This window comes from Candidatus Enterococcus willemsii (genome assembly GCF_009933335.1).
Lineage (GTDB): Bacteria > Bacillota > Bacilli > Lactobacillales > Enterococcaceae > Enterococcus_F > Enterococcus_F willemsii.
The window spans coordinates 228,013-248,307 of the sequence record NZ_MAEL01000054.1; the positions used below are offsets into that span (position 1 = coordinate 228,013).

At 36.5% G+C, this 20,295-nt stretch carries 20 protein-coding genes; 16 read left to right on the forward strand and 4 right to left on the reverse strand.

Going from position 1 to position 20,295, the window contains the following annotated elements; all coding sequences use genetic code 11:
* From BAU17_RS12180 to BAU17_RS12225, 10 genes are all read left to right on the forward strand, one after another.
* Complete coding sequence (locus BAU17_RS12180; protein WP_161903098.1) at nt 1-1,638, forward strand: extracellular solute-binding protein; 1,638 nt, start codon at nt 1-3, stop codon at nt 1,636-1,638.
* 127 nt (nt 1,639-1,765) lie between these two features.
* Nucleotides 1,766-2,386, forward strand: a complete 621-nt coding sequence (locus tag BAU17_RS12185; protein ID WP_161903099.1) for a YesL family protein — start codon at nt 1,766-1,768, stop codon at nt 2,384-2,386.
* Nucleotides 2,383-4,644: an AraC family transcriptional regulator gene (locus tag BAU17_RS12190; RefSeq protein ID WP_161903100.1), complete on the forward strand. Its 2,262-nt coding sequence runs from the start codon at nt 2,383-2,385 to the stop codon at nt 4,642-4,644. The genes BAU17_RS12185 and BAU17_RS12190 overlap by 4 nt, the downstream gene beginning before the upstream one ends.
* Before the next feature lie 16 nt (nt 4,645-4,660).
* Nucleotides 4,661-5,605 (forward strand): DUF7916 family protein, encoded by a 945-nt coding sequence (locus tag BAU17_RS12195; protein ID WP_161903101.1) that lies wholly within the window; start codon nt 4,661-4,663, stop codon nt 5,603-5,605.
* An 11-nt stretch (nt 5,606-5,616) separates the two neighbouring features.
* Entirely contained in the window at nt 5,617-6,513 is an 897-nt protein-coding gene (locus BAU17_RS12200; protein ID WP_161903102.1) for a metallophosphoesterase, read from the forward strand.
* Nucleotides 6,514-6,535: 22 nt separating this feature from the next.
* Nucleotides 6,536-7,150: a YitT family protein gene (locus BAU17_RS12205; RefSeq protein WP_161903103.1), complete on the forward strand. Its 615-nt coding sequence runs from the start codon at nt 6,536-6,538 to the stop codon at nt 7,148-7,150.
* Nucleotides 7,151-7,238: 88 nt separating this feature from the next.
* Nucleotides 7,239-8,633, forward strand: a complete 1,395-nt coding sequence (locus BAU17_RS12210; protein WP_161903104.1) for a glycoside hydrolase family 1 protein — start codon at nt 7,239-7,241, stop codon at nt 8,631-8,633.
* A complete protein-coding gene (locus BAU17_RS12215; protein WP_161903105.1) occupies nt 8,630-9,958 on the forward strand; it encodes a family 20 glycosylhydrolase in 1,329 nt (442 codons plus the stop codon). The genes BAU17_RS12210 and BAU17_RS12215 overlap by 4 nt, the downstream gene beginning before the upstream one ends.
* Nucleotides 9,959-9,970: 12 nt before the next feature.
* Nucleotides 9,971-10,915 carry a glycosylasparaginase gene (locus BAU17_RS12220; RefSeq protein ID WP_202622324.1) on the forward strand — a complete coding sequence of 315 codons (945 nt, stop codon included), beginning with the start codon at nt 9,971-9,973 and terminating at the stop codon, nt 10,913-10,915.
* Between the two features lie 264 nt (nt 10,916-11,179).
* Entirely contained in the window at nt 11,180-11,476 is a 297-nt protein-coding gene (locus BAU17_RS12225; protein ID WP_161903106.1) for a hypothetical protein, read from the forward strand.
* A gap of 118 nt (nt 11,477-11,594) precedes the next feature.
* On the opposite strand, the gene BAU17_RS12230 is transcribed toward BAU17_RS12225, so the two are convergent.
* The gene (locus tag BAU17_RS12230) at nt 11,595-12,233 is read right to left on the reverse strand and encodes a copper homeostasis protein CutC (RefSeq protein WP_161903107.1); all 639 of its coding nucleotides are present in this window, start codon (nt 12,231-12,233) and stop codon (nt 11,595-11,597) included.
* 83 nt (nt 12,234-12,316) lie between these two features.
* On the opposite strand from BAU17_RS12230, the gene BAU17_RS12235 reads away from it, so the two are divergent.
* The 3 genes from BAU17_RS12235 (at nt 12,317) to recD2 (ending at nt 16,620) form a co-directional block, all read left to right on the forward strand.
* Entirely contained in the window at nt 12,317-13,159 is an 843-nt protein-coding gene (locus tag BAU17_RS12235) for a putative RNA methyltransferase (protein WP_161903108.1), read from the forward strand.
* 340 nt (nt 13,160-13,499) lie between these two features.
* Nucleotides 13,500-14,003, forward strand: a complete 504-nt coding sequence (trmL, locus tag BAU17_RS12240; protein WP_161903109.1) for a tRNA (uridine(34)/cytosine(34)/5-carboxymethylaminomethyluridine(34)-2'-O)-methyltransferase TrmL — start codon at nt 13,500-13,502, stop codon at nt 14,001-14,003.
* A 64-nt stretch (nt 14,004-14,067) separates the two neighbouring features.
* Complete coding sequence (gene recD2, locus BAU17_RS12245) at nt 14,068-16,620, forward strand: SF1B family DNA helicase RecD2 (RefSeq protein WP_161903110.1); 2,553 nt, start codon at nt 14,068-14,070, stop codon at nt 16,618-16,620.
* A 49-nt stretch (nt 16,621-16,669) separates the two neighbouring features.
* Here the strand turns inward: recD2 and BAU17_RS12250 are convergent, their stop codons facing one another.
* Nucleotides 16,670-17,626, reverse strand: a complete 957-nt coding sequence (locus BAU17_RS12250) for a diacylglycerol/lipid kinase family protein (protein WP_161903111.1) — start codon at nt 17,624-17,626, stop codon at nt 16,670-16,672.
* A gap of 456 nt (nt 17,627-18,082) precedes the next feature.
* Between BAU17_RS12250 and BAU17_RS12255 the strand changes: the two genes are divergently transcribed.
* Nucleotides 18,083-18,349 (forward strand): hypothetical protein, encoded by a 267-nt coding sequence (locus BAU17_RS12255; protein ID WP_161903112.1) that lies wholly within the window; start codon nt 18,083-18,085, stop codon nt 18,347-18,349.
* A gap of 25 nt (nt 18,350-18,374) precedes the next feature.
* Here the strand turns inward: BAU17_RS12255 and BAU17_RS12260 are convergent, their stop codons facing one another.
* Both BAU17_RS12260 and cbpA read right to left on the reverse strand, forming a co-directional pair.
* Nucleotides 18,375-18,869: a QueT transporter family protein gene (locus BAU17_RS12260; protein ID WP_202622325.1), complete on the reverse strand. Its 495-nt coding sequence runs from the start codon at nt 18,867-18,869 to the stop codon at nt 18,375-18,377.
* A gap of 155 nt (nt 18,870-19,024) precedes the next feature.
* Nucleotides 19,025-19,654 carry a cyclic di-AMP binding protein CbpA gene (gene cbpA, locus BAU17_RS12265; protein WP_161903113.1) on the reverse strand — a complete coding sequence of 210 codons (630 nt, stop codon included), beginning with the start codon at nt 19,652-19,654 and terminating at the stop codon, nt 19,025-19,027.
* A 148-nt stretch (nt 19,655-19,802) separates the two neighbouring features.
* Between cbpA and rpmG the strand changes: the two genes are divergently transcribed.
* Together rpmG and secE are read left to right on the forward strand one after the other, a co-directional pair.
* Nucleotides 19,803-19,955, forward strand: a complete 153-nt coding sequence (gene rpmG, locus BAU17_RS12270; RefSeq protein ID WP_161903114.1) for a 50S ribosomal protein L33 — start codon at nt 19,803-19,805, stop codon at nt 19,953-19,955.
* An 11-nt stretch (nt 19,956-19,966) separates the two neighbouring features.
* Nucleotides 19,967-20,137 carry a preprotein translocase subunit SecE gene (gene secE, locus BAU17_RS12275; RefSeq protein WP_161903115.1) on the forward strand — a complete coding sequence of 57 codons (171 nt, stop codon included), beginning with the start codon at nt 19,967-19,969 and terminating at the stop codon, nt 20,135-20,137.
* Nucleotides 20,138-20,295 lie beyond the last annotated feature (158 nt).

The following is a 20,295-nucleotide window of genomic DNA, read 5'->3' on the forward strand; positions in this document are numbered from 1 at the left end:
ATGAAATTACACAAATCGAAAGTTTTATTTGGATTATTGGCTTGTGGCGTTCTGCTAACAGCATGTGGTGGAAACAAAGACAATGCAAGTAACAAAGGAAGCGATGTTGAGTTAGGGGAAGTTGGCGAGTTTCCAGTAACAAAAGAAAAAATCAAAATGACGATGATGGGCCCTGGTACAGGTGAAGCGGAATGGAAAGATATGCCTGTTTTCCAAAAAATGGCTGAAATGTCAAATATCGAATTTGAATTTACAACCCCACCAACTGCTGACTTTAGTACAAAACTTAATTTGGCATTTGCTGGTGATGATTTACCAGATGTGTTATTTGGAACTAGTTCTGAATCGTTAACACCAGCTATGGAAATGGACTATGGTTCTCAAGGTATTTTAGTCCCATTGGAAGATTTAATTGATGAAAATATGCCGAATTTGAAGAAAATTATGGATGAAGATCCATCGATTCGTAAATCCATTACAACACCAGACGGTCATATCTATTCATTACCAATGATTCATCGTGGCGAGACTGCTATCTGGCCTCGTGGTCCAATGTGGTATCGTGGTGACTGGTTGAAAGCATTGAATGTGACTGAATTGCCAAAAACAACAGATGAATTTTATGATTTATTAGTTCGTTTCCGTGATGAAGACCCAAATGGAAATGGCAAGAAAGATGAGATTCCATTGACAGACGTTAAAATGGACAGTACTCGTCCTTGGTTAATGGGAGCATTTGGTTTAACTGAACGTGGAATTGAAGAAATAAATGGTGAAGTTGTCTACACGCCAATTACAGAAAACTACAAAGAATATTTAACTTATATGAACAAATTATATTCTGAAAAATTATTAGACCAAGAAGTTTATGGACAAGCAGATGAACAGAAAAAAGCCAAAGGTCAAAATAACCAAATCGGTTTATTCCCAGATTGGTTCTCAATCTTCACAACAGGGAAAGCTGAAAAAGAAGCAACGGATGATTTGATGTTCCAACCATTGACTTCTGATGTATCACCAGAACTGGTTGTACCAGGAAGCACACGTATGGCGCGTGAAACATTCGCGATTACGAAAAATTGTCCTTCACCAGAAGCAGCGCTACGATGGGTTGACTACTTCTACGGAGAAGAAGGTTCATACTTCTTGAGTAAAGGGCCAGAAGGCGCACTTTGGGATTGGGCAGAAAATGATAAAGGCGAAAAAGTTCGTGTATATGCCGAAGGAATTGATACTTCTGACACGGAAGGAGAACGTGCAAAAGTGACACCAAACTATGGTATTACAGTTCCTACAATGGGATATCCAGAAACAGAGGATATGATGATTTTGACTGATCCAAATCAAAAACCAGACAGAACATTCATTGAATTTATTGATTCAGAAACCCAAGCAAAAATTACGCCATATGCAAAAGTACCGTATCCATTGTTATATTTAACAACAGAAGAATCTGAAAAAGTTCGTGATTCAGAAACAGATTTGAAAAAATACGTTGAACAAATGGAAGCGAAATTTATCACTGGGGTAGAACCTTTATCAAATTGGGATAAATACGTGAAAACTATCGAAAGTATGGGTGTTGAAGAGTACGTTTCCGTCTATCAAACAGCTTACGATCGCTGGGCAGAGAAATAATCTGTAAAACAGTTGGTTTGGAAAGCGCCAAACCAACTGTTTTGTTATTTTTTTAAGTTTCTTATAATAGCAATTTGAACAATTTTTGTGGTAAGCTACTCTAATGAACGAAGAAGGGGGAATGGAAATGAAAGAAATGAAAGGGATTATCAAAGGCAGCTATGTCTTGGGGCAAAGGATTATCGATGGTCTCATTTTACAATTTCTATTTATCGTCTATACATTAAGAGGAGGAATTGTTTTAGGTTTTTTTCCAGCATTGGCATCAGTATTTCAAGTTATTTATTTAGCACTAACACATAAAGGCGGAAAGTTCAAATCAACCTTCCAAGAATCCTATAAGGAAAATTTTAGAATTAGTAATCAACTAGGATTTACTGCGCTGACTGTGTGTCTCTTTTTATGGGTAGATTTACGTATTTCTGGGAATTACATTCAAGTGCCAATACTCCATTATTTGCTAATTTTATTGTTTATCTTAGCTCTAGGAACAAGCTTATTTTTATTTCCAGTTGTATGTCGTTACTCATTAACGTACGTAGAGTATCTACGCCAAGCTGCTATTTTGTTTTTTACTAATTTAATTGAAGCAATAGCTATTTTAGTAGGTGTGTTTCTTGTTGTGTGGTTATATGTCATTTTTCCGATTTTATTAATTATTGCTGGTGTTCCGTTGTTATTATTTCCAATTATTTGGTTTGCCTTGCAAGCAATGATAAAAACGGAGCGAAAGGTTGAGATGTCATGAAAATCAGACATTTTTTACCTAGAAAATTTTTATTTAAAAAAAAGACGTTCTACCGTTATGTCTTTTCTTATTTATTAGTCTTTTTGTTACCGTTTTCTATTGTGTCAATTATTTGGTATAAGACTTCGACAGATAGTATTAACAACCAAATTGATTTATCTGCACAAAATCATTTGCTGCAAGTCAAATCAATTATGTCAGCTAATTTACGACAATTGGATTACTTAACCGATCAGATTAGTAATAATCCTCTGTTGAGTGAGAAAATGTTTGAGCATCCATATTATTCTTTGGAAGCCAGTAAAGAATTGTTACGAAATAAAGTCAATAGTAATATCATTGAAGAATTGTATGTTTACTATTACAACCAACCTGAAAAAGTCTATTCATCTAACGGCTTATTAGATTTGCCAACATTTATTCAACGACGATATGGCACTTTTGATTTTGATGAAGCTGCTTTGAAGCAATCGTTGAATACAAAAGCGCCTTTGATTGAACGAGTACCGGCAGGTAAGAAAAGTGGAGTGGGGTTGATGACCTACATCGTTCCTTTATCAGCTACGGATGGACTCCCTTCTGGTGTCGTGATGTATACGATGCGAATGAGTGATATTCAAAACTTTTTGGATAAATCAGTGGATCGTGAAACAGGGAATGTTTTTATGGTTGATAGCGAGAATCGCTTGTTGGTAGCTTCTCATGATGATGAGATACCTGCATTTATGAATCAACCTTCAGAAGTAGAGAAATTATATCAACAACATTTCCGAAAAACCAAGGAAGGCACCTTATTGGTTAATACGTCAGAAGACCAAGATTTTGGTATTCGTTACATTGCTTTGACGAATACAGAAGTAGCGTTAAGTGAAGTACGAACGATTCACTATCGCTTAATGGCACTGGTATTATCTATTTTGGCGCTTGGACTAGCGATTGTCTTTTTCATTGGCCGCCGACAATATAAGCCCATACACGAATTGGAAAAATTGATGGAAAAACAATTAGGTGGCGTTCGTGAAGCCGAAGAATTAGATGATTTTGTACGAATGGAACAACATGTGACTAGCTTTTTGAAGCAAAACAAAGAATTGCACCAAGAGATTCGCCGTCAAACACCGCATGCCAGAGAACAAGTTTTACGAAAGTTATTAATGGGACGCTTTAAGGATGAAAAAGAAGTACAACTTTTATTAGATTCAGTTGAGATTCAACTATACAAAGAACGTTATTTTGTTATGCTGATTGATACTAAAATGATTACGACAGAAACAAGTATTCAAAATCAAGAGTTTCTGATGAGTTTTCTAGGTGAAATTTCGGGAAATGGTTACCGTGCATACGGTTCAGAATTGTTGTCAAATCAAGCAATTGCACTATTGGTTAGTCTGGATGGGTCAGTAGGTCTTACAATGATTGTTCGTGAAATTGTGGCAGGAATTGTCTTGGAAAACACAGTAGCTCCAACAATTGGTGTCGGTTCTGTCGTTGACGCGTTAGTTACGATTAATCGTTCGTATATTGAAGGATTGGCAGCACTTGAGTATCAAGCTGTTTCTGATAAGCCCAACCAAATTCTATTCTTTAATGAAATCAAAAATGAGAAGAAAAATTCTGTAGTTTCTTACCCTGCAGATGAACAATTAAAATTAAGTCAAAGTTTGCAACAAGGAGACTTTGAAATTGCTTCGGAAACGATTGGATTAATGGTGAGAAAAGGAATGCAAGAACAGCGTACAATTGCTGGAATGAAGCTCTATAGTTACTATCTATTGAATAGTGTCGTTAAAGTCGGAGCTGAAGTAATTGGAGATGCTTTTTTTCAAGAAGCTGAAAAAGCTGTGGAATTTCGCAATTTAATTGAGCTTCAAAATGAATTAATTAAAATGAGTGAAAAAATTTGTTTGGCAGTACAACGAAATCCAAAAAATCAAGAATCAAAATTGCAAAAAGATATTTTTGTTTATTTAGATGCAAACTATGCTTCCCATGAGTTCTCACTAGAAAGTGTAGCAGAAGAATTTGATGTTTCTATCTCGTATCTCAGTCGTTTTATTAAAAAAGAAAGCGGCATGACATTCTCAAAATACGTGCAAGAAAAACGTTTAGCGAAAATAAAAAAAGAACTGCGTGAAACTGACCAGCCAATTAAAGAAATTATTTTGAATGCTGGTTATTATGATGTATCAAATTATACAAGAAAATTCAAGCAAATCGTTGGTATGACTCCTGGTCAATATCGAAATAAAAATCGTTAAGAAAGAGGGATTTATAGTGGTAAAAAGATTGATTAGTGCAACAGCATCTGAAATTCGACAAATGAATCGTGAGGAAATGTTTGAATCGATTAAAGCAAGCGAAGGACGTGTCATTGTCAGTGAGAATGTCTGTGTCGCAGCACCAGCATCAGACAGTACGACTAATGCGGAACTTGCCGCAGCTTTTGGCGCAGACATGCTTTTGTTAAATCTCTTTGATTGTTTTAATCCAGTCGTCGTTGGCTTACCGCAAATGGGCTTATCCGAAGCTTTTGATTTTTGGAAAGATCCGAGTAAAAACACGCGTAATCCGATTGCCGAGCTCAAAAAATTAACCGGACGTTTAATTGGTATTAACTTAGAACCTGTGGCCGAAGAGCAACAAATCATGGGCGAGAAAGTGACGATTGCCAATGGACGTAAGAGTACAGCTGAAACATTTCAAGCTGCCGAAAAATTAGGGGTGGATTATATTTGCCTAACCGGCAATCCGGGAACTGGGGTAACCAATCAGCAAATTGCTCAAGCGATTCGTATCGGAAAAGCCAATTACAATGGTTTAATTATTGCTGGAAAAATGCACAGCGCAGGTGTTGATGAACCAATCATGACCCAAGAAGCAATCAAAGAATTTGCGGCAGCTGGTACCGATATTCTGTTATTACCAGCTGTAGGAACGGTTCCAGGTTTTGATCAACAAGAGCTAAAAGAAGCTGTGAAAACGGCAAAACAATTGGGCATGTTAACAATGTCTGCCATTGGTACGAGTCAAGAGAGTGCTTCACCTGAAACGATTCGCCAAATTGCTTTATGGAATAAAATGTGTGGGGTGGATATCCAACATATTGGTGATGCTGGATACAGCGGTGTCGCACCAGCAGAAAATATTTACCATCTATCGATTGCAATTCGTGGAATGAAACATACGATGCAAATTATGGCACGTTCTATTAATCGATAAGGAGAATTGTTATGTTACGATGTCGCTCAGATGGTCGCTTTATGATAGCTCATTTTACAGATTTGCATATCGGCTATCCCAACAATGAAGCAGATAAACGAACCATCCAAGAGTTAACTGCATGTCTGAAAACGTTAGATGCTGACTTATTAATCTTTACGGGTGATCAAATTTGGTGTTATGGTGAAAATGATCCGTATCAAGGATTTCAACAAGTCATTGATTGTATCAATCAATGTGAAATTCCTGTTGTGATAACGTATGGCAATCATGATTCAGAACATGGAAAAATTTTACGAGAAGAACTACGATCTATGGAACAAGGATTAAAAAATCGCGTTTTCGGTGAGCAGCAATTAGTGACAAAAGAACGTTTATCAGAAATATTTTATATTTATGAAGCTACTGGTCAGAGGATTGTAAAGCAATTGGTGGTCTTTGATTCTGGTGATTACGTTTCTGAAAAAATGGCCCAACAATTGATAGATAAACAAACAGACAATCGTTATGCGTATCTCTACCCAGAACAAGTGCGTTGGTTTGAGGAATGTCAGCTTCCGTTAGAAACAACTATTTTCTTGCACATTCCCTTAATCGAGTACCAACAAGCCAAAAATTTTATTCGTACTGGCCAATGCCTAGAACCAATCTGTAGCTCAGAAATTAATTCAGGTTTGTTTTCTGTCCTGGTTGAGCAAGAACACGCTGTAAATGTCTTTTGTGGCCATGATCACGATAATGATTTTACAGCTGAGTGGTTAGGCGTTGGCTTGCATTATGGGCGGATTAGTGGCTACAATGTCTATGGGCAATTTGCTAGAGGATATCGTCAGGTTGTGTTGTCGGAAGATGAACCTTTAACCACGAGGATTATGTCATATGAACAAACAAGGGAAATAAAGTCTTAAATTGAAAGAGAACGAGTGACCGATGAAGAAAAAACAGCCAAATGCAATCAAAAAACAGTCAGAACAAGACGCTATATTAAAAATCATTTTTGGAAATATCTTGCTAGGGTTTGCTTATGCCAAATGGATGGTTCCCCATGCAATAATTAATGGTGGCGTAACGAGTTTGTCTTTAGTATTAAGCAAAGTCTTAACTATCGACGTTGCTTACTTGACAAATATGATAACTGTTCTGTTATTGATTGTTTGTTGGCTGTTTTTAGGTCGTGAACGTTTGTTAAAATCGATTGTCAGCAGTATGTCTTATCTGTTTTTCTTTACATTTTTTCATCAGTGGTCATTTTCGGCGGTGGTTAATTTGCCAATTGATTTCTTGTTGGCTTCCAGTTTTATTGCTGGTGGTTATTATTTCTGTTTGTCTGCAGGCTCATCCACAGTTGGAATGGATGTGATTGCGTTAATTGTTCATCAAAAGCGACCAACGATTTCTTTGGCTAAGGTCATTCGTTGGTTAAATTATACGGTATTAATTTTAGGTTTTATTACATATGGTTGGCAGTCAATCGTGATTGGGATACTGTTTAGTTTTATTTACTCATGGTTGTTAGAACGCTTTTTACGGAATACAAGTATGTAACTATTGCATGTAATGAAGAGCGAAAAAAACACATATTGTTTTGTATTCGCTTTCTTAGTAAAGTGAAAGAAATAAAGGAGGAGAAGTGATGATTACATTTCCAAAAGATTTTTTGTGGGGCGCAGCAACGTCGGCACCCCAAACAGAGGGTGCAGCATTACTTGATGGTAAAAGTCCTTCCACTTGGGATAAATGGTTTGAAATGGAGCCAGAATTATTCTTTGATGGGGTCGGGCCAAATGACACTTCGAATGTTTATGTGCAATACAAAGAAGATATCGCATTAATGAAAAAAATGTCCATGAATTCGTACCGTACATCGATCGCTTGGACACGGTTGCTACCCGACGGTAAAACACTGAATCCCAAAGCAGTTGCATTTTATCGTGACTATTTTGAAGAAATGATTAAGCAGGGCATTGAGCCAATTATTAATCTTTTTCATTTTGATATGCCGTGGTGGTTAATGGAAAAAGGTGGTTGGGAAGCGCGTGAATCAGTTGATCATTTTGCTTTTTATGCAAAAACTGCTTTTGAACAATTTGGCGATATTGTCAAAAAATGGGCAACGTTTAATGAACCGTTAGTTCATATCGAATGTGGATACATGGGAGATGCGCACTACCCAAAAGTCCATGATTTTAAACGAGCGATTCAAGTGGGATACCATACCTTATTAGCTCATGCTGCAGCGGTGAAAGCTTACAAAGAATCTTCACAAAATGATGGCGAAATTGGGATTATTTTAAATCTTTCACCGGTCTATGCAAAGAGTGAAGAGCCAGCAGATCAAGAAGCACGACACAAAGCTGATTTGATTTATATTCGTAGTTTTGTAGATACGGTGGTTCATGGTTATTTTCCACAGGAATTTATTGATTTGTTAGAAGAAAATCAATTATTACCAGAAACGCAAGCAGGAGACCGCACCATTTTTGAAGAAAATACAGTTGATTTTTTAGGGGTTAATTACTACCAGCCGTTACGTGTCCAAGCAGTCGAAAACCCACGTTTTCCTGCGCAATCACCGGGTGATTTTGCACGTTATTATGATTGGCCAGAAAAAAGAATCAACCCCCATCGAGGGTGGGAAATTTACCCAGAAGGGATGTATGATATTGCCATGCGCTTAAAAAAAGACTACTACAATATTCCTTGGTATGTTTCTGAAAATGGCATGGGCGTAGAAGGTGAAGAACAATTTTTGGATGCGCAAGGTGTGATTCAAGATGACTATCGAATCGCATTTTTAGAAGATCACTTAGCAATGTTGGCAAAAGCGATGCAAGAAGGTAGCCAATGCTTTGGTTACCATATGTGGACCTTTGTCGATTGCTGGTCGTGGTTGAATGCTTATAAGAATCGCTATGGGTTTTATCGTTTAAATCGGGAACAGAATTACGCTCGTTCAGATAAAGCCAGTAGTTATTGGATGAAACAAGTGATTGAACAATCAGGTTTTGAATATGGAGGTCATTTATGAGCTATACAATTTCTGTAGCAGAAGCAAGTAGTTTACCAATCGCTCGTCGGTTAAAACGAATTGTTGAACGCCTATTAAAACAAACCGTAACGATTACTCAGCATGATATTGGGGACTTACATCTTATTCAGCAAGCTGATACATCGGTGATTTATAAAGATCAAGGGATTAAAGTAGTCGCTGATCGGAGTGAATTATTGTCGGTTGCCGTTCATGCAATCATTCGAGATTTTTTAGGTGAGTTACCTTTAGGAGAAACGCTGGTGAGGTATCAACAAGAACAACGAATTTTAATGATTGATATGGCTCGTAAGTATTTTTCAAAAGATATTTTATTGCAATTTATTGATAGCATGGCTTTAGCGCAATTCAATTATTTACAGTTACATTTTTCAGAAAATGAAGGCTTTCGTATTGAATCAGAAGTGGCTCCTGAAATTGTTTCTGAAGAATATTTAACTAAAAATGAGATTCGTGAAATTATTTTATATGCACAACAAGCAGGGATTGAAATTATTCCCGATTTCGATAGTCCAGGTCATTTAAAGCAAATTTTACGTACGCATCCTGAATGGCAATTACAAAAGAAACAAGCAGATGGTACCCTCGAACGTGACCCAGCCGCGTTGAATATTTGTGATTCAGAGGCAGTTGCGTTTATTTTATCTATCTATCATGAATATGCGGAATTATTTACTGATAGTACCTACTTTCATATTGGTGGGGATGAATTTGTTGATTTCGATCAAATTGAAGTCTATCCAGAACTGCGTGCGTATGCCAAAACGCATTATGGTCCAGAAGCAGAAGGCATCGATACCTTTGTAGCATATGTCAATCAAGTGATTGAAAAGATCAATCAATGGGGCTTTGTTCCTCGTATTTGGAATGATGGCTTCTTCCGATTAAATCGTAGTGAACAAGTAAAATTAACAAAAAACGTCGAAATTACGTATTGGACGAAATGGAATCAAAACATGGCCCCAGTCACCACGTTCTTAGAAAAAGGGTATCCAGTGATTAATTTTAATGACAACTATTTCTACTATGTATTAGGTGAAAATGCGGGGTATTCCTACCCAACCTATGAAAAAATTCTGAATGATTGGACACCTGAGATGTATCCACAACAACAAGTCGTGCAACTTACACCACAACTACCAGGTGTCGCTTTAGCTATTTGGTGTGATCGACCAAAAGCCCAGTCAACAGCCGAAGTCTGGGAAAACATGACCTATTTATTATTTGCAACTATGCAAAAGCTAACAACAGTTTTTGCAAAGCGAGAACAAATTGAAACAATCATCAACACATATTTTGATTGAGGAGGTTTTCCTATGTGGGGAATCATTGCAACTTGGCGTATGGCCTTTGACGGTGTAACTGTTGCGAGCCAACTATTAAAAGAAGGTATAGCTGTTGGAGACGCCATTGAATTAGCGATACGCTTAATAGAAGATAATCCGTTGTATAAATCAGTTGGTTACGGTGGCTTACCCAATATTCAAGGAACTGTACAATTAGATGCTGCTTATATGGATGGTGATACGTATCAAATTGGTAGTGTTGCGGGAATCTCCGATGTGAAAAATCCAATTTCTGTTGCAAAACAATTAAGCAAAGAACGCTTCAATAGTTTTTTAGTGGGGGAAGGTGCCCGCGATTATGCTGTTCTTCATGGATTTGATATCCAAAATATGCTAACAGATCGTGCAAAAAGTGAGTGGGAGAAACGTTTAAAAGAAGTTCAGAAAAATAAATTAAATCCTTATGATGGTCATGATACGGTTGGTATGGTAGGACTTGATGTCAGTGGAAGTATGGCGACGGGGACGTCAAGTTCTGGCTTGTTTATGAAACAAGCAGGTCGTATTGGTGATTCACCGTTAAGTGGTTCAGGTTTTTATGTCGATAGTGATATTGGTGGCGCTACAGCTACCGGTTTAGGGGAAGATTTGATGAAAGGCTGTTTGTCTTATGAAATTGTTCGTTTGATGAAGGATGGCTATTCACCACAAGCTGCCTGCAATCAAGCAGTCTATGATTTTGCTGACCGCTTAACAAAGAGAAATGAAACAGCCGGCGCCTTTTCGTTAATTGCAATGAATCGTCATGGTGAATGGGGTGTGGCGACAAATGTTGAATTTGCTTTCGTGGTTGCAACCGAAAAACAAAAACCCACCGTGTATGTAGCAACACCAACAAAAGATAAACAAACGACCATTGAAAAAGTGACCGAAGAATGGTTAGAACAGCAACGAAAACATGCGACGATTGATTGAGGAGATAACGAATAGTTTTCATTTTAATATTTTCCTTATAAGTCGATATGTGTATCGCCTTATAAGGAATTTTTTTGTTATTAAGTATAAATTTCAATTCAAGTCGTAATTACAGGTTAATCAGGGAAAAAATTACTACAAAGTTTTCTTTGTACAATCTTTAGTAACAGTTAGTAATTGCGAGTGTTATAAAATATTTTTTGAAAACGGTTTACGAAGGTGTGTTGTATACTTTATTATTAAGTGTAACAAGGAGGGGAAGAAATGAAAAAAATATGCTTTGTATTAACTGTAAGTACTGGAATAAATTATGGTTCAATCTTTTCTTTACCGTTTATTCGAAATCATGATGATTTGAAAGAGTATTTTTCTCAATATTACGACGTTTCAATTGATTATATTAAGGATAAAAACTCAGTGGATTATTTGGTCGTTCCTGAACCTTTTACGCCTTTTGATAATGAAAATAATCTGCCGATAATTGAAGTGCCAGCCGTCTTATTTATGGAAAAAGATTTTGAAAATATAAAAAAGTATATCGATAATTATTTTTCTAAATAATTGTTCAGTAAATGATAATGAGTATCAAGAATTAGTCGCACTAGGTGTAGAACTTTATCTGAATGAAGAAAAAACTTATGAAACAACTGTTACAAAACAGGTTTCATAAGTTTTTTTACTAATCAAACGGTACAATCTTCGTTCCATGTACCTCAGTTACACCTAATACTTCCGCAACCTCTTCCGCATTTTCAAAAGTAATGCCGCCACCAGGTAAGATACCAATCCGGTCGCCAGCATGAGCAATTAAGGCTTTTAGATGCTCATAGTTTTCCGCAATTGGCGTACCGCTTGGACCACCGTGTGTCAAAATACGTGTGACACCATTTTCAGCTAACCAGTCAATCGCTTCAAATTGTCGTTCTACCGGAATTGCATCAAAAGCCATGTGGAAGGTAATTTGTAGACCTTCGGCATTGTCGATTAACATTTCTAATGCTTCTTCATCTAACCAATTATTTGGTGTTAAACAACCAAATACCACGCCATCTGTTCCTAATTTTTTCGCTTCAATTAAATCTGTATGCATGATTTTTAATTCGATATCGTTATACACAAAATCACCGCCACGTGGACGAATCATGGTCATAACAGTTACTCCTTTTTCACCAGCATAACTTAGCGCTTCTTCAATCACACCAGTACTAGGGGTTGTTCCACCAACGGCTAAGTTATCGCAAAGCTCAATTCGTTTTGCACCATTGGCAATTGCTTGTGGTAAATCACTATAGTTTTCTGCACAAAATTCTCTTAACATTTTTTTGCTCCTTTTCCATTTGTATATATAGCATTCTATCATAAGAATATGCTAAAGTAGTGAATGAAAGATGAGGAATCCATATGTTAAAGAAAATTGACCGTAGTGCATTATTTTTACAAGAAAATCCAGCGTTGTTCCAGTGTCCTTTGTGTCATGAACCGATGGAGACTGTTGAGAAAAGCGTTCGTTGTTCCAAGAACCATCGCTTTGATTTATCAAAAAAGGGTACATTGTATTTTTTAGATAAACAAATTAAAACTGATTATGATAATGAAATGTTTGCCCATCGTGGGGCGATGATTAAAAGTGGCATGTACCAACCGCTAGTAGAGCTACTAGCACCTTATTGTACCAACGAACAAATCTTAGATGTAGGTTGTGGTGAAGGTAGTTTTTTGACTGCGCTAGCTGAGCAAACTAGCATTACAACAGGTGTTGGTTTTGATTTATCGAAAGAAGGGATTTATCTGGCAACTAATCAGCCAGCAAATCTTTTTTGGTGTGTCGCTGATTTAACCAATTTACCATTCCAAGAGCAAACATTTTCGACTATTTTGAATATTTTCTCACCATCAAATTACCATGAATTTGACCGAATTTTGAAACCAGGTGGGCAAGTGATTAAAGTGGTCCCAAAAAGTGGTTATTTAAAAGAGCTACGTGCTGCCTTTTATCCGAATAATCCAGAAAAACAAGTGTACTCAAATGAACAAGTACTTGCGAAATTTCAAGAATTTTATCCAGAGGCCGAGCGACAACAAGTAACCTATGTCTTTGATATTCCGGAAGAAAACCGTCTCTCGTTATTAGAAATGTCTCCTTTAGAGTGGGGCGTTTCGCCAGAAAGAAAGGAACGTTTACGTGAAAATCCTCTGTCTCAAATTACAATTGATTTAGATATTCTGATAGGCAGAAAAATTTGAAGAAATTTTGAATTTTTTGAGAGGAAAACCTTGCAATCATTTCTATGAAATGATATATTAATTGCAAGTCATTTTTCATTGGTTTTTATCAGCATCCTGTTCTGATAAAAGTTAGTGAGGAGAACTTCACTAACGTAACAACTTGCCGTGCTAGACACCGAGTTGCTACGTTTTTTTTTTGCCTTATTTTATGATTGAAAAGTAGGAAGCTAACTATAGAATTTACGACTGAGAGAGGCTCTCAGTCGTTTCTTTTACGATAAAAGAAGATGGCAAAAAATAAAAAATTGCGTTATCATTGATAAGAAATATTTCTATAGAAAAGAAAAGAGGAATTTTTGTGAACCACGTTGTTTTATTTGAACCACAAATTCCAGCGAACACTGGAAATATCGCGCGGACTTGTGCAGCGACCAATACACCATTACATTTAATTGAACCTTTAGGATTTTCAACGGATGATAAACAGTTGAAACGTGCGGGGTTAGATTACTGGCATGATGTGAATATTACGTATCATAAAAGCTTAGCAGACTTTTTAGAAATGCTAGGAGACCAACCGTTACATTTGATTTCTAAATTTGCAAATAAAGTATATAGTGATGAAAATTTTGCGGATGACCGTGACCATTATTTTATTTTTGGAAAAGAAACAACAGGCTTACCAGAAGAATTTATGCGTGCGAATGCAGAAAAATGTTTACGTATCCCAATGAATGACGAGCATGTTCGTTCATTAAATTTATCGAATACTGTAGCGATGATTGTCTATGAAGCATTGCGTCAACAAGGGTTTCCAAATTTGGAACTTACACATCATTATGAAAATGACAAACTTGATTAATCTCATAATCTAATAAGTGTACTTGCTACTAAGTTAGAAAATTAGTGCGAAAGGAGGGGAACCATTGATTCCAGAAAAAAACTTTGTTTCAGGTGAATTGGTGCATATTATCTTTCAAAGCCCAAGTACTTTTTACAAAGTCCTAAGTGTGCGTGTAATCGAAACAGATACGGATTTTAAAGAAAAAGAAATCAAAATTACAGGTAGCTTTGGTGATGTACAAGAAGGTGAAAGTTATCGTTTTTTTGGCGTGATGGGCAAACATAGTAAGTACGGCGAGCAATTCAACTGTGAGACGTACCAAAAGGAGCAACCGACATCAGAAAACGGTATTATCAGTTATTTATCAAGTGAAAAATTTCCAGGAATCGGCAAGAAAACAGCTGAAAAAATTGTTGATTTATTAGGAGAAGAAGCCATTGATCGAATAATTGAAGACCCAAGTCTGCTCGAACAAATCCCTAACTTAACTGAAAAAAAACGCAACATGATGCTTGAAACCTTGCGTTTGAATTATGGGATGGATCAAATTATTGTCGGTTTGGGTCGCTATGGATTCGGAAGTACCCTATCTTTTGCCATTTATCAACTATATAAAAATGAAGCACTAGAGATTATCGAAGAAAATCCCTATCAATTAGTGGAAGATATCGAAGGAGTCGGATTTAAAAAAGCTGATACCATTGCAGAACAAATTGGCATTGGTGCGACATCACCGAAGCGAATGCGTGCTGCTATTTTGCATCAAATTTTTAGTCATTCAGCAAACACGGGAGATACGTTTGTACCAGCCAATACTTTACTGAATCAAACAATTGAGTTGTTAGAACGCAGCCGTCCAGTAGAAATTCATCCTGAAGTGCTTGCGGATGTATTGATTGAACTAGTCGAAGAAGGCAAGATTCAACAAGAAGGCACCAATTTATACGATAATAGTTTGTATTTTGCTGAATGGGGAATTGCAACTTCTATCCAACGATTATTGGAACGAAAAAAAGAAATTAATTATCCTGAAAAGACTGTTCAAAAAGCCATTCGGAAGATTGAGAAACGTGCAAATATTGTTTACGGAGAATCACAGGAGCTTGCGATTAAACAAGCCATTCGTTCCCCGTTCTTTTTACTAACTGGTGGACCAGGAACTGGGAAAACGACAATTATTAATGGAATTGTGCAATTATTTGCGGAACTAAATGATGTAGATTTAGACCCAAGTAAATATACAGACGAAATGTTTCCTATTTTATTAGCTGCCCCCACTGGTCGAGCAGCGAAACGAATGAATGAAACGACTGGGTTACCAAGTGGAACAATTCATCGTTTGTTAGGATTGAATGGTCGTGAAAAAAGTGTCGCAAGTAGCCCGAAAGAATTAGAAGGTGGCTTGTTAATTGTTGATGAAATGTCGATGGTCGATACTTGGTTAGCCAATACGCTATTGAAAGCTATATCAACGAATATGCAGGTGATTTTTGTTGGCGATAAAGATCAGTTACCATCAGTTGGACCAGGACAAGTGTTACACGATTTATTAGGGATTGACGATATTCCGAAACAAGAATTGACAGAAATTTATCGTCAGGGGGATGACTCAACGATTATTTCCTTGGCTCATGAGATAAAAAATGGTCATTTACCCGCCGACTTTACTCAAAAACAAAGTGATCGCTCATTTATTCCACGGACCGAGCAAACCATTCAAGCTGGAATTGCGCAAGTTGTTCAAAAAGCCAAAGAAACAGGCTATACAGCGCAAGATATTCAAGTCTTATCACCAATGTATAAAGGACCAGGTGGGGTCAATGAATTAAATAAAATTATGCAAGAAATTTTTAATCCGAACCCTAATGGTCGAAATAAAGAAGTGGTAGGTAAGGATGAAGTGTATCGGATTGGAGATAAAGTGCTGCAGTTGGTCAATTCACCTGAAGACAATGTATTTAATGGGGATATGGGGCAAATTGTAGGGATTATTTATGCCAAAGATTCTGAAGATAAGCAAGATGAATTAGTTATTCAGTTTGATGCAAATGAAGTAACCTATAAACGAAGCGAATGGCATCAAATTACCTTATCTTACTGTTGTACGATTCATAAGTCACAAGGAAGTGAGTTTCGTATGGTATTGATGCCGATGTTCAACTATCATCGACGGATGTTACAGCGTAACCTACTTTATACCGCTATTACGCGTAGTAAAGAAAAATTAATTTTGTTTGGTGAGCTTTCGGCGTACCAACAATGCGTACAACAGCAATCGAACTTTAGGCATACTACGTTGAAAGAACGGATTTTAGGAGTGGATACCTTAACTGCAACAATGCGGGAACAAATTAGTAATTTTGAGGAATCAGAAGAGCCGTTTACTGAAGCTGTCGCTTTCGCATCGCCAATCAACTCAACATCAGAAGAGCCGTTTACTGAAGCTGTCGCTTTCGCATCGCCAATCAACTCAACACCAGAAGCTAAAGTAGAGGAAACGAGTGTTGAAGAGGATGAACAAACGTCATTATTCACTGAAGAACCCGATTATTTAACAGAAGAAATGATTCGAAGTGGTCAAATTGATCCCATGATTGGGATGGCAGGTATTACCCCGTACCACTTTCAAGCATAAAAAATGGCAAACGAACGTCTAAGAAGACAATTGTTTGCCATTTTTTAGTTTAAAACCAGAAAAGTTGTTTTTCCAGACTAAATTGTAGATCGTAAGGTCCACGCCCTAATTCTTCTCCATCCGCTTGTGCAAATTGGGGTGTTGTTGAAACGATTCTTAATTTTGCAGCTGAAATATGGTGGAAATATTTTGAGTTGGCTTGCTTTTTTCTCAAGAGTAATACAATGAGCCAAAGAATTTTATAAAGTGGGAGTCGTTCCACTAAAACAAAGTCCAATGAGTGCTTGTAAATGTCTGCCATAGGCGCAATGGCAACACCTCCACCAAAAAATGGATGATTCGTCGTTGTACATAAAAAGGCTTTTTTATAGCCAATCGTTTGACCATTTGCTTCAACTAAAATTGGAAATCCTTTTTGTTTAAACAAAACAGCAAGAATCGACATTATGTACGATAATGAGCCAAGATTATATTTATTTAAATGATGTTTCGTTGTGGAATGATTTGTCCGTGCCACAATGGCTGCATCTAGTCCAATCCCCACGTTATTTACGCTAATCCCTTTGCGTTCTTGAATTTTTTCTTCATAAGCGATAATAGGCAGTTCTTGTGGCTCTTGTGTTTGGATAATGTGCCAAAAGATTTGTTCAATTTCTTTTGGTAAATTTACCCCACGAGCAAAATCATTACCCGATCCAGCGGGAATATAGGCAACTGGAATTTCTACGTTCAATTGTTTTAACTGATTCACTACTTGATGTAATGTACCATCACCACCAATGACAAGTAAGAGTGGATAGGGAGTTTCTGTTCGTTTGGACCAAGGGAGCAGTGTTGTCTCAACAAGTTGACTAATAATTTCTAATTCATGATTCGGATAATTTGTTCGATGTGCAGTATAAAGAAAGTTATTTTTAAGGAATAATGTTTCGACTTTTTCACTAATTTTTTTGCCATTGCCTGCACCAGCAGCTTGATTTATCAATAGATGATAATGAAAATTCATAATAAGTTCTCCAAGTATTTTTTTCTGGTAAATATTATACCACGGAAAGTAGATGAGGGGAAAAAAAGAAATTTAGGCAAAAAAATAGAATCCGATGAGAGAGGTTTTCAATCATGTAACACGTTGGTCACATTGTATGATTGTGATGCACAGTGAAGGTTCTTATGTCCACTTCATTTTGTGAGTTCTCATCGGATTCCTATTCAATTAGTAAGGAGTTGCTCAAATTCCCACTTCCTTTGCTTTTTTTTAAGTTTCACAACAATTCTTTTCTGTAGTTTTGCTACATTACTGGGAATTCCTATGACCCCTTACACCTATTTTATACCATAAACGAACTCTTTTTGCAAGCGTTTTCTTTTTGTTTTGTAATAAAAAAACAAAAAGAGAGGAAAATAGTTACTTTTTTTTATCAATTCTGCTATAATTCATTTTACTGAGGAGGACAATATACATATGAAATATTATCATTTAGTGGGTTTATCTGGTGGCGTATTGCTCATTCAATTTTTATTACAAAATGTCTTTCAATTATCCTTACCACGTGTAGTGAAGGGTGTGTTTTTCGCTTTACAAGCTTTTCTTTTCATAAGCTATAGTGTCTTTTTATTGGTGTATCGAGTGAATGTACGTCAAAAAAAGCGCCAATTGAAACGAAAAAATAATATTGTCCCTCTGAAATCAGAAGAACAAGAAACAGTATCCATTTTAAAAGCAAGTTAAAAAAAACGTCCAATGGACGTTTTTTTTATGCTTTATCAGCGAAATGTAATTTGCTGTCAATATAATACATGACTGGAGCTGAAAGGGACATAATAATTAATTCACTCAAAGCTGTTGTTCCATAAGTTAACCAGAATGGTAATTCTGCCGTGATATGCAACATAATAGCAATCATAAACATACTAATTGTAAAGAAGAAAATGTTTAGAAGCATGCGTGTTTTGATATTTTTAACCTTTTTTTGCAGTAGAGCGCTAGCTGTTAACGCTAGAAATGTTTGAGCACCACCGAAAATGACATCCAGTATGCCATAGCCGAAAAATAAGTTAAAGAGCAAGACACCACCTAAAACGCCCCACATTAATTTACGATTGAAAACAACAAGATGATTTAAGCTTTCTGATAATCGAAATTGAATGGCGCCTGATGAAACAGGGAGTACTAAGCTTAATACTACATATAGTCCCATAATAAGTGCATTGGCTAAAAGGGTTCGCAGTTGCGAATGATTGTTTGTCATAATTAATTCCTACTTTCTCCGAGTTTTGATTACGCGGGATGGTTGATGAACCGCGTGTGTAAATCCTTTGAATAATTTACAACAGCTATCATTGTAGAGTTCTTATTTGTGAAAGTCAATGCAGAAAATAAAAAGGACTGTTTTCACAGTCCTACTTAATTTAATTCTTCTACTTCCGCCACACGAAACTGCTTACTTAATTGTTGAACAATTTTATCTTTGGTTTCAGGTGTAGTTGTTTTTGGTAGAGTAATCAATGTGCGACGAATGAATTCATCTTGACCGACATCTAATGTGATACAGCTTGTAATGCTACTATATTTTGCAATGATTTTTGCCATTGTTGCTAATTCACCTTGAGAACCAGTTGAGGCAATTGTTAAAACATATTTCCCTTCGTCAATATTCCAAGATTGTGCCAGCATGTTTAATAATGTACTGTGCGTTAGAATCCCATAAAATTGGTTGTCGTCATCTAATACTGTGATATAAGGTAGTTCTTTAATGGTAAAGAAGACATGAAAGAACGAATCACGTAAATGAATAAATTTGGTTGCATTTTTTAAGAGATGTGTCACCGGTAAAGACATATCGCCACCGTTTGCTTTATGACGATAAATATGCATTTTATAAATGTTGCCACGGAAAATTTTAGAAGATTCGTCTAAAATAGGCACACAACGATAACCAGATTCTTCTAAAATTGCTAAAGCTTCTGCTAACGTATTTGTTTCTTTGACAGTTGTTAAATCTTGCTTTTTATAAACCATTGACTTTAATAACATGATTATTCCTCCAATTGTGAATATTTGACATCTCTATCATAACATAAAACAAGTAAAAACTGACTAAGAATTGACAGTTATCTAAAATCGTGGTAACGTATCTTCATATGAAATTAATTAGAGTGTATCTAATTCAGGAGGCAAAAAAATGGCCGTAAAAAAAGCAGCTCTTGCGTGTTCTGTCTGTGGTTCTCGTAACTATACAAAATCAGTCAGTGAAGGTAAAAAAGGCGAACGCTTAGAAATTAATAAATTCTGTAAATATTGTAATCAATACACGTTACATAGAGAGACGAAGTAAGGAGGAACCTCATGAAATTTTTAGCAAGTGTCAAAGATGAAATGAAAAAAGTAACTTGGCCAACAGGTAAAAAATTGCGCAAAGATGTGATTATTGTTATTGAAACATCGCTTATTTTCGCAGTGTTGTTCTACTTAATGGATACGGGAATTCAAACAGCTTTTAGCTGGATTATTAAATAGTTTACTAACATCGGACTAGCGAAATTAGCTAAAGGATGCTATAATTATTGGTGAGCAAAAAACTTCGGAATTATCTGAGGTTTTTTTATTTAGCAATGAATCTTAAACAACTTAGGCACAGTCCAGCCTTTACGAAAATGGATGAATTCAACTATAGA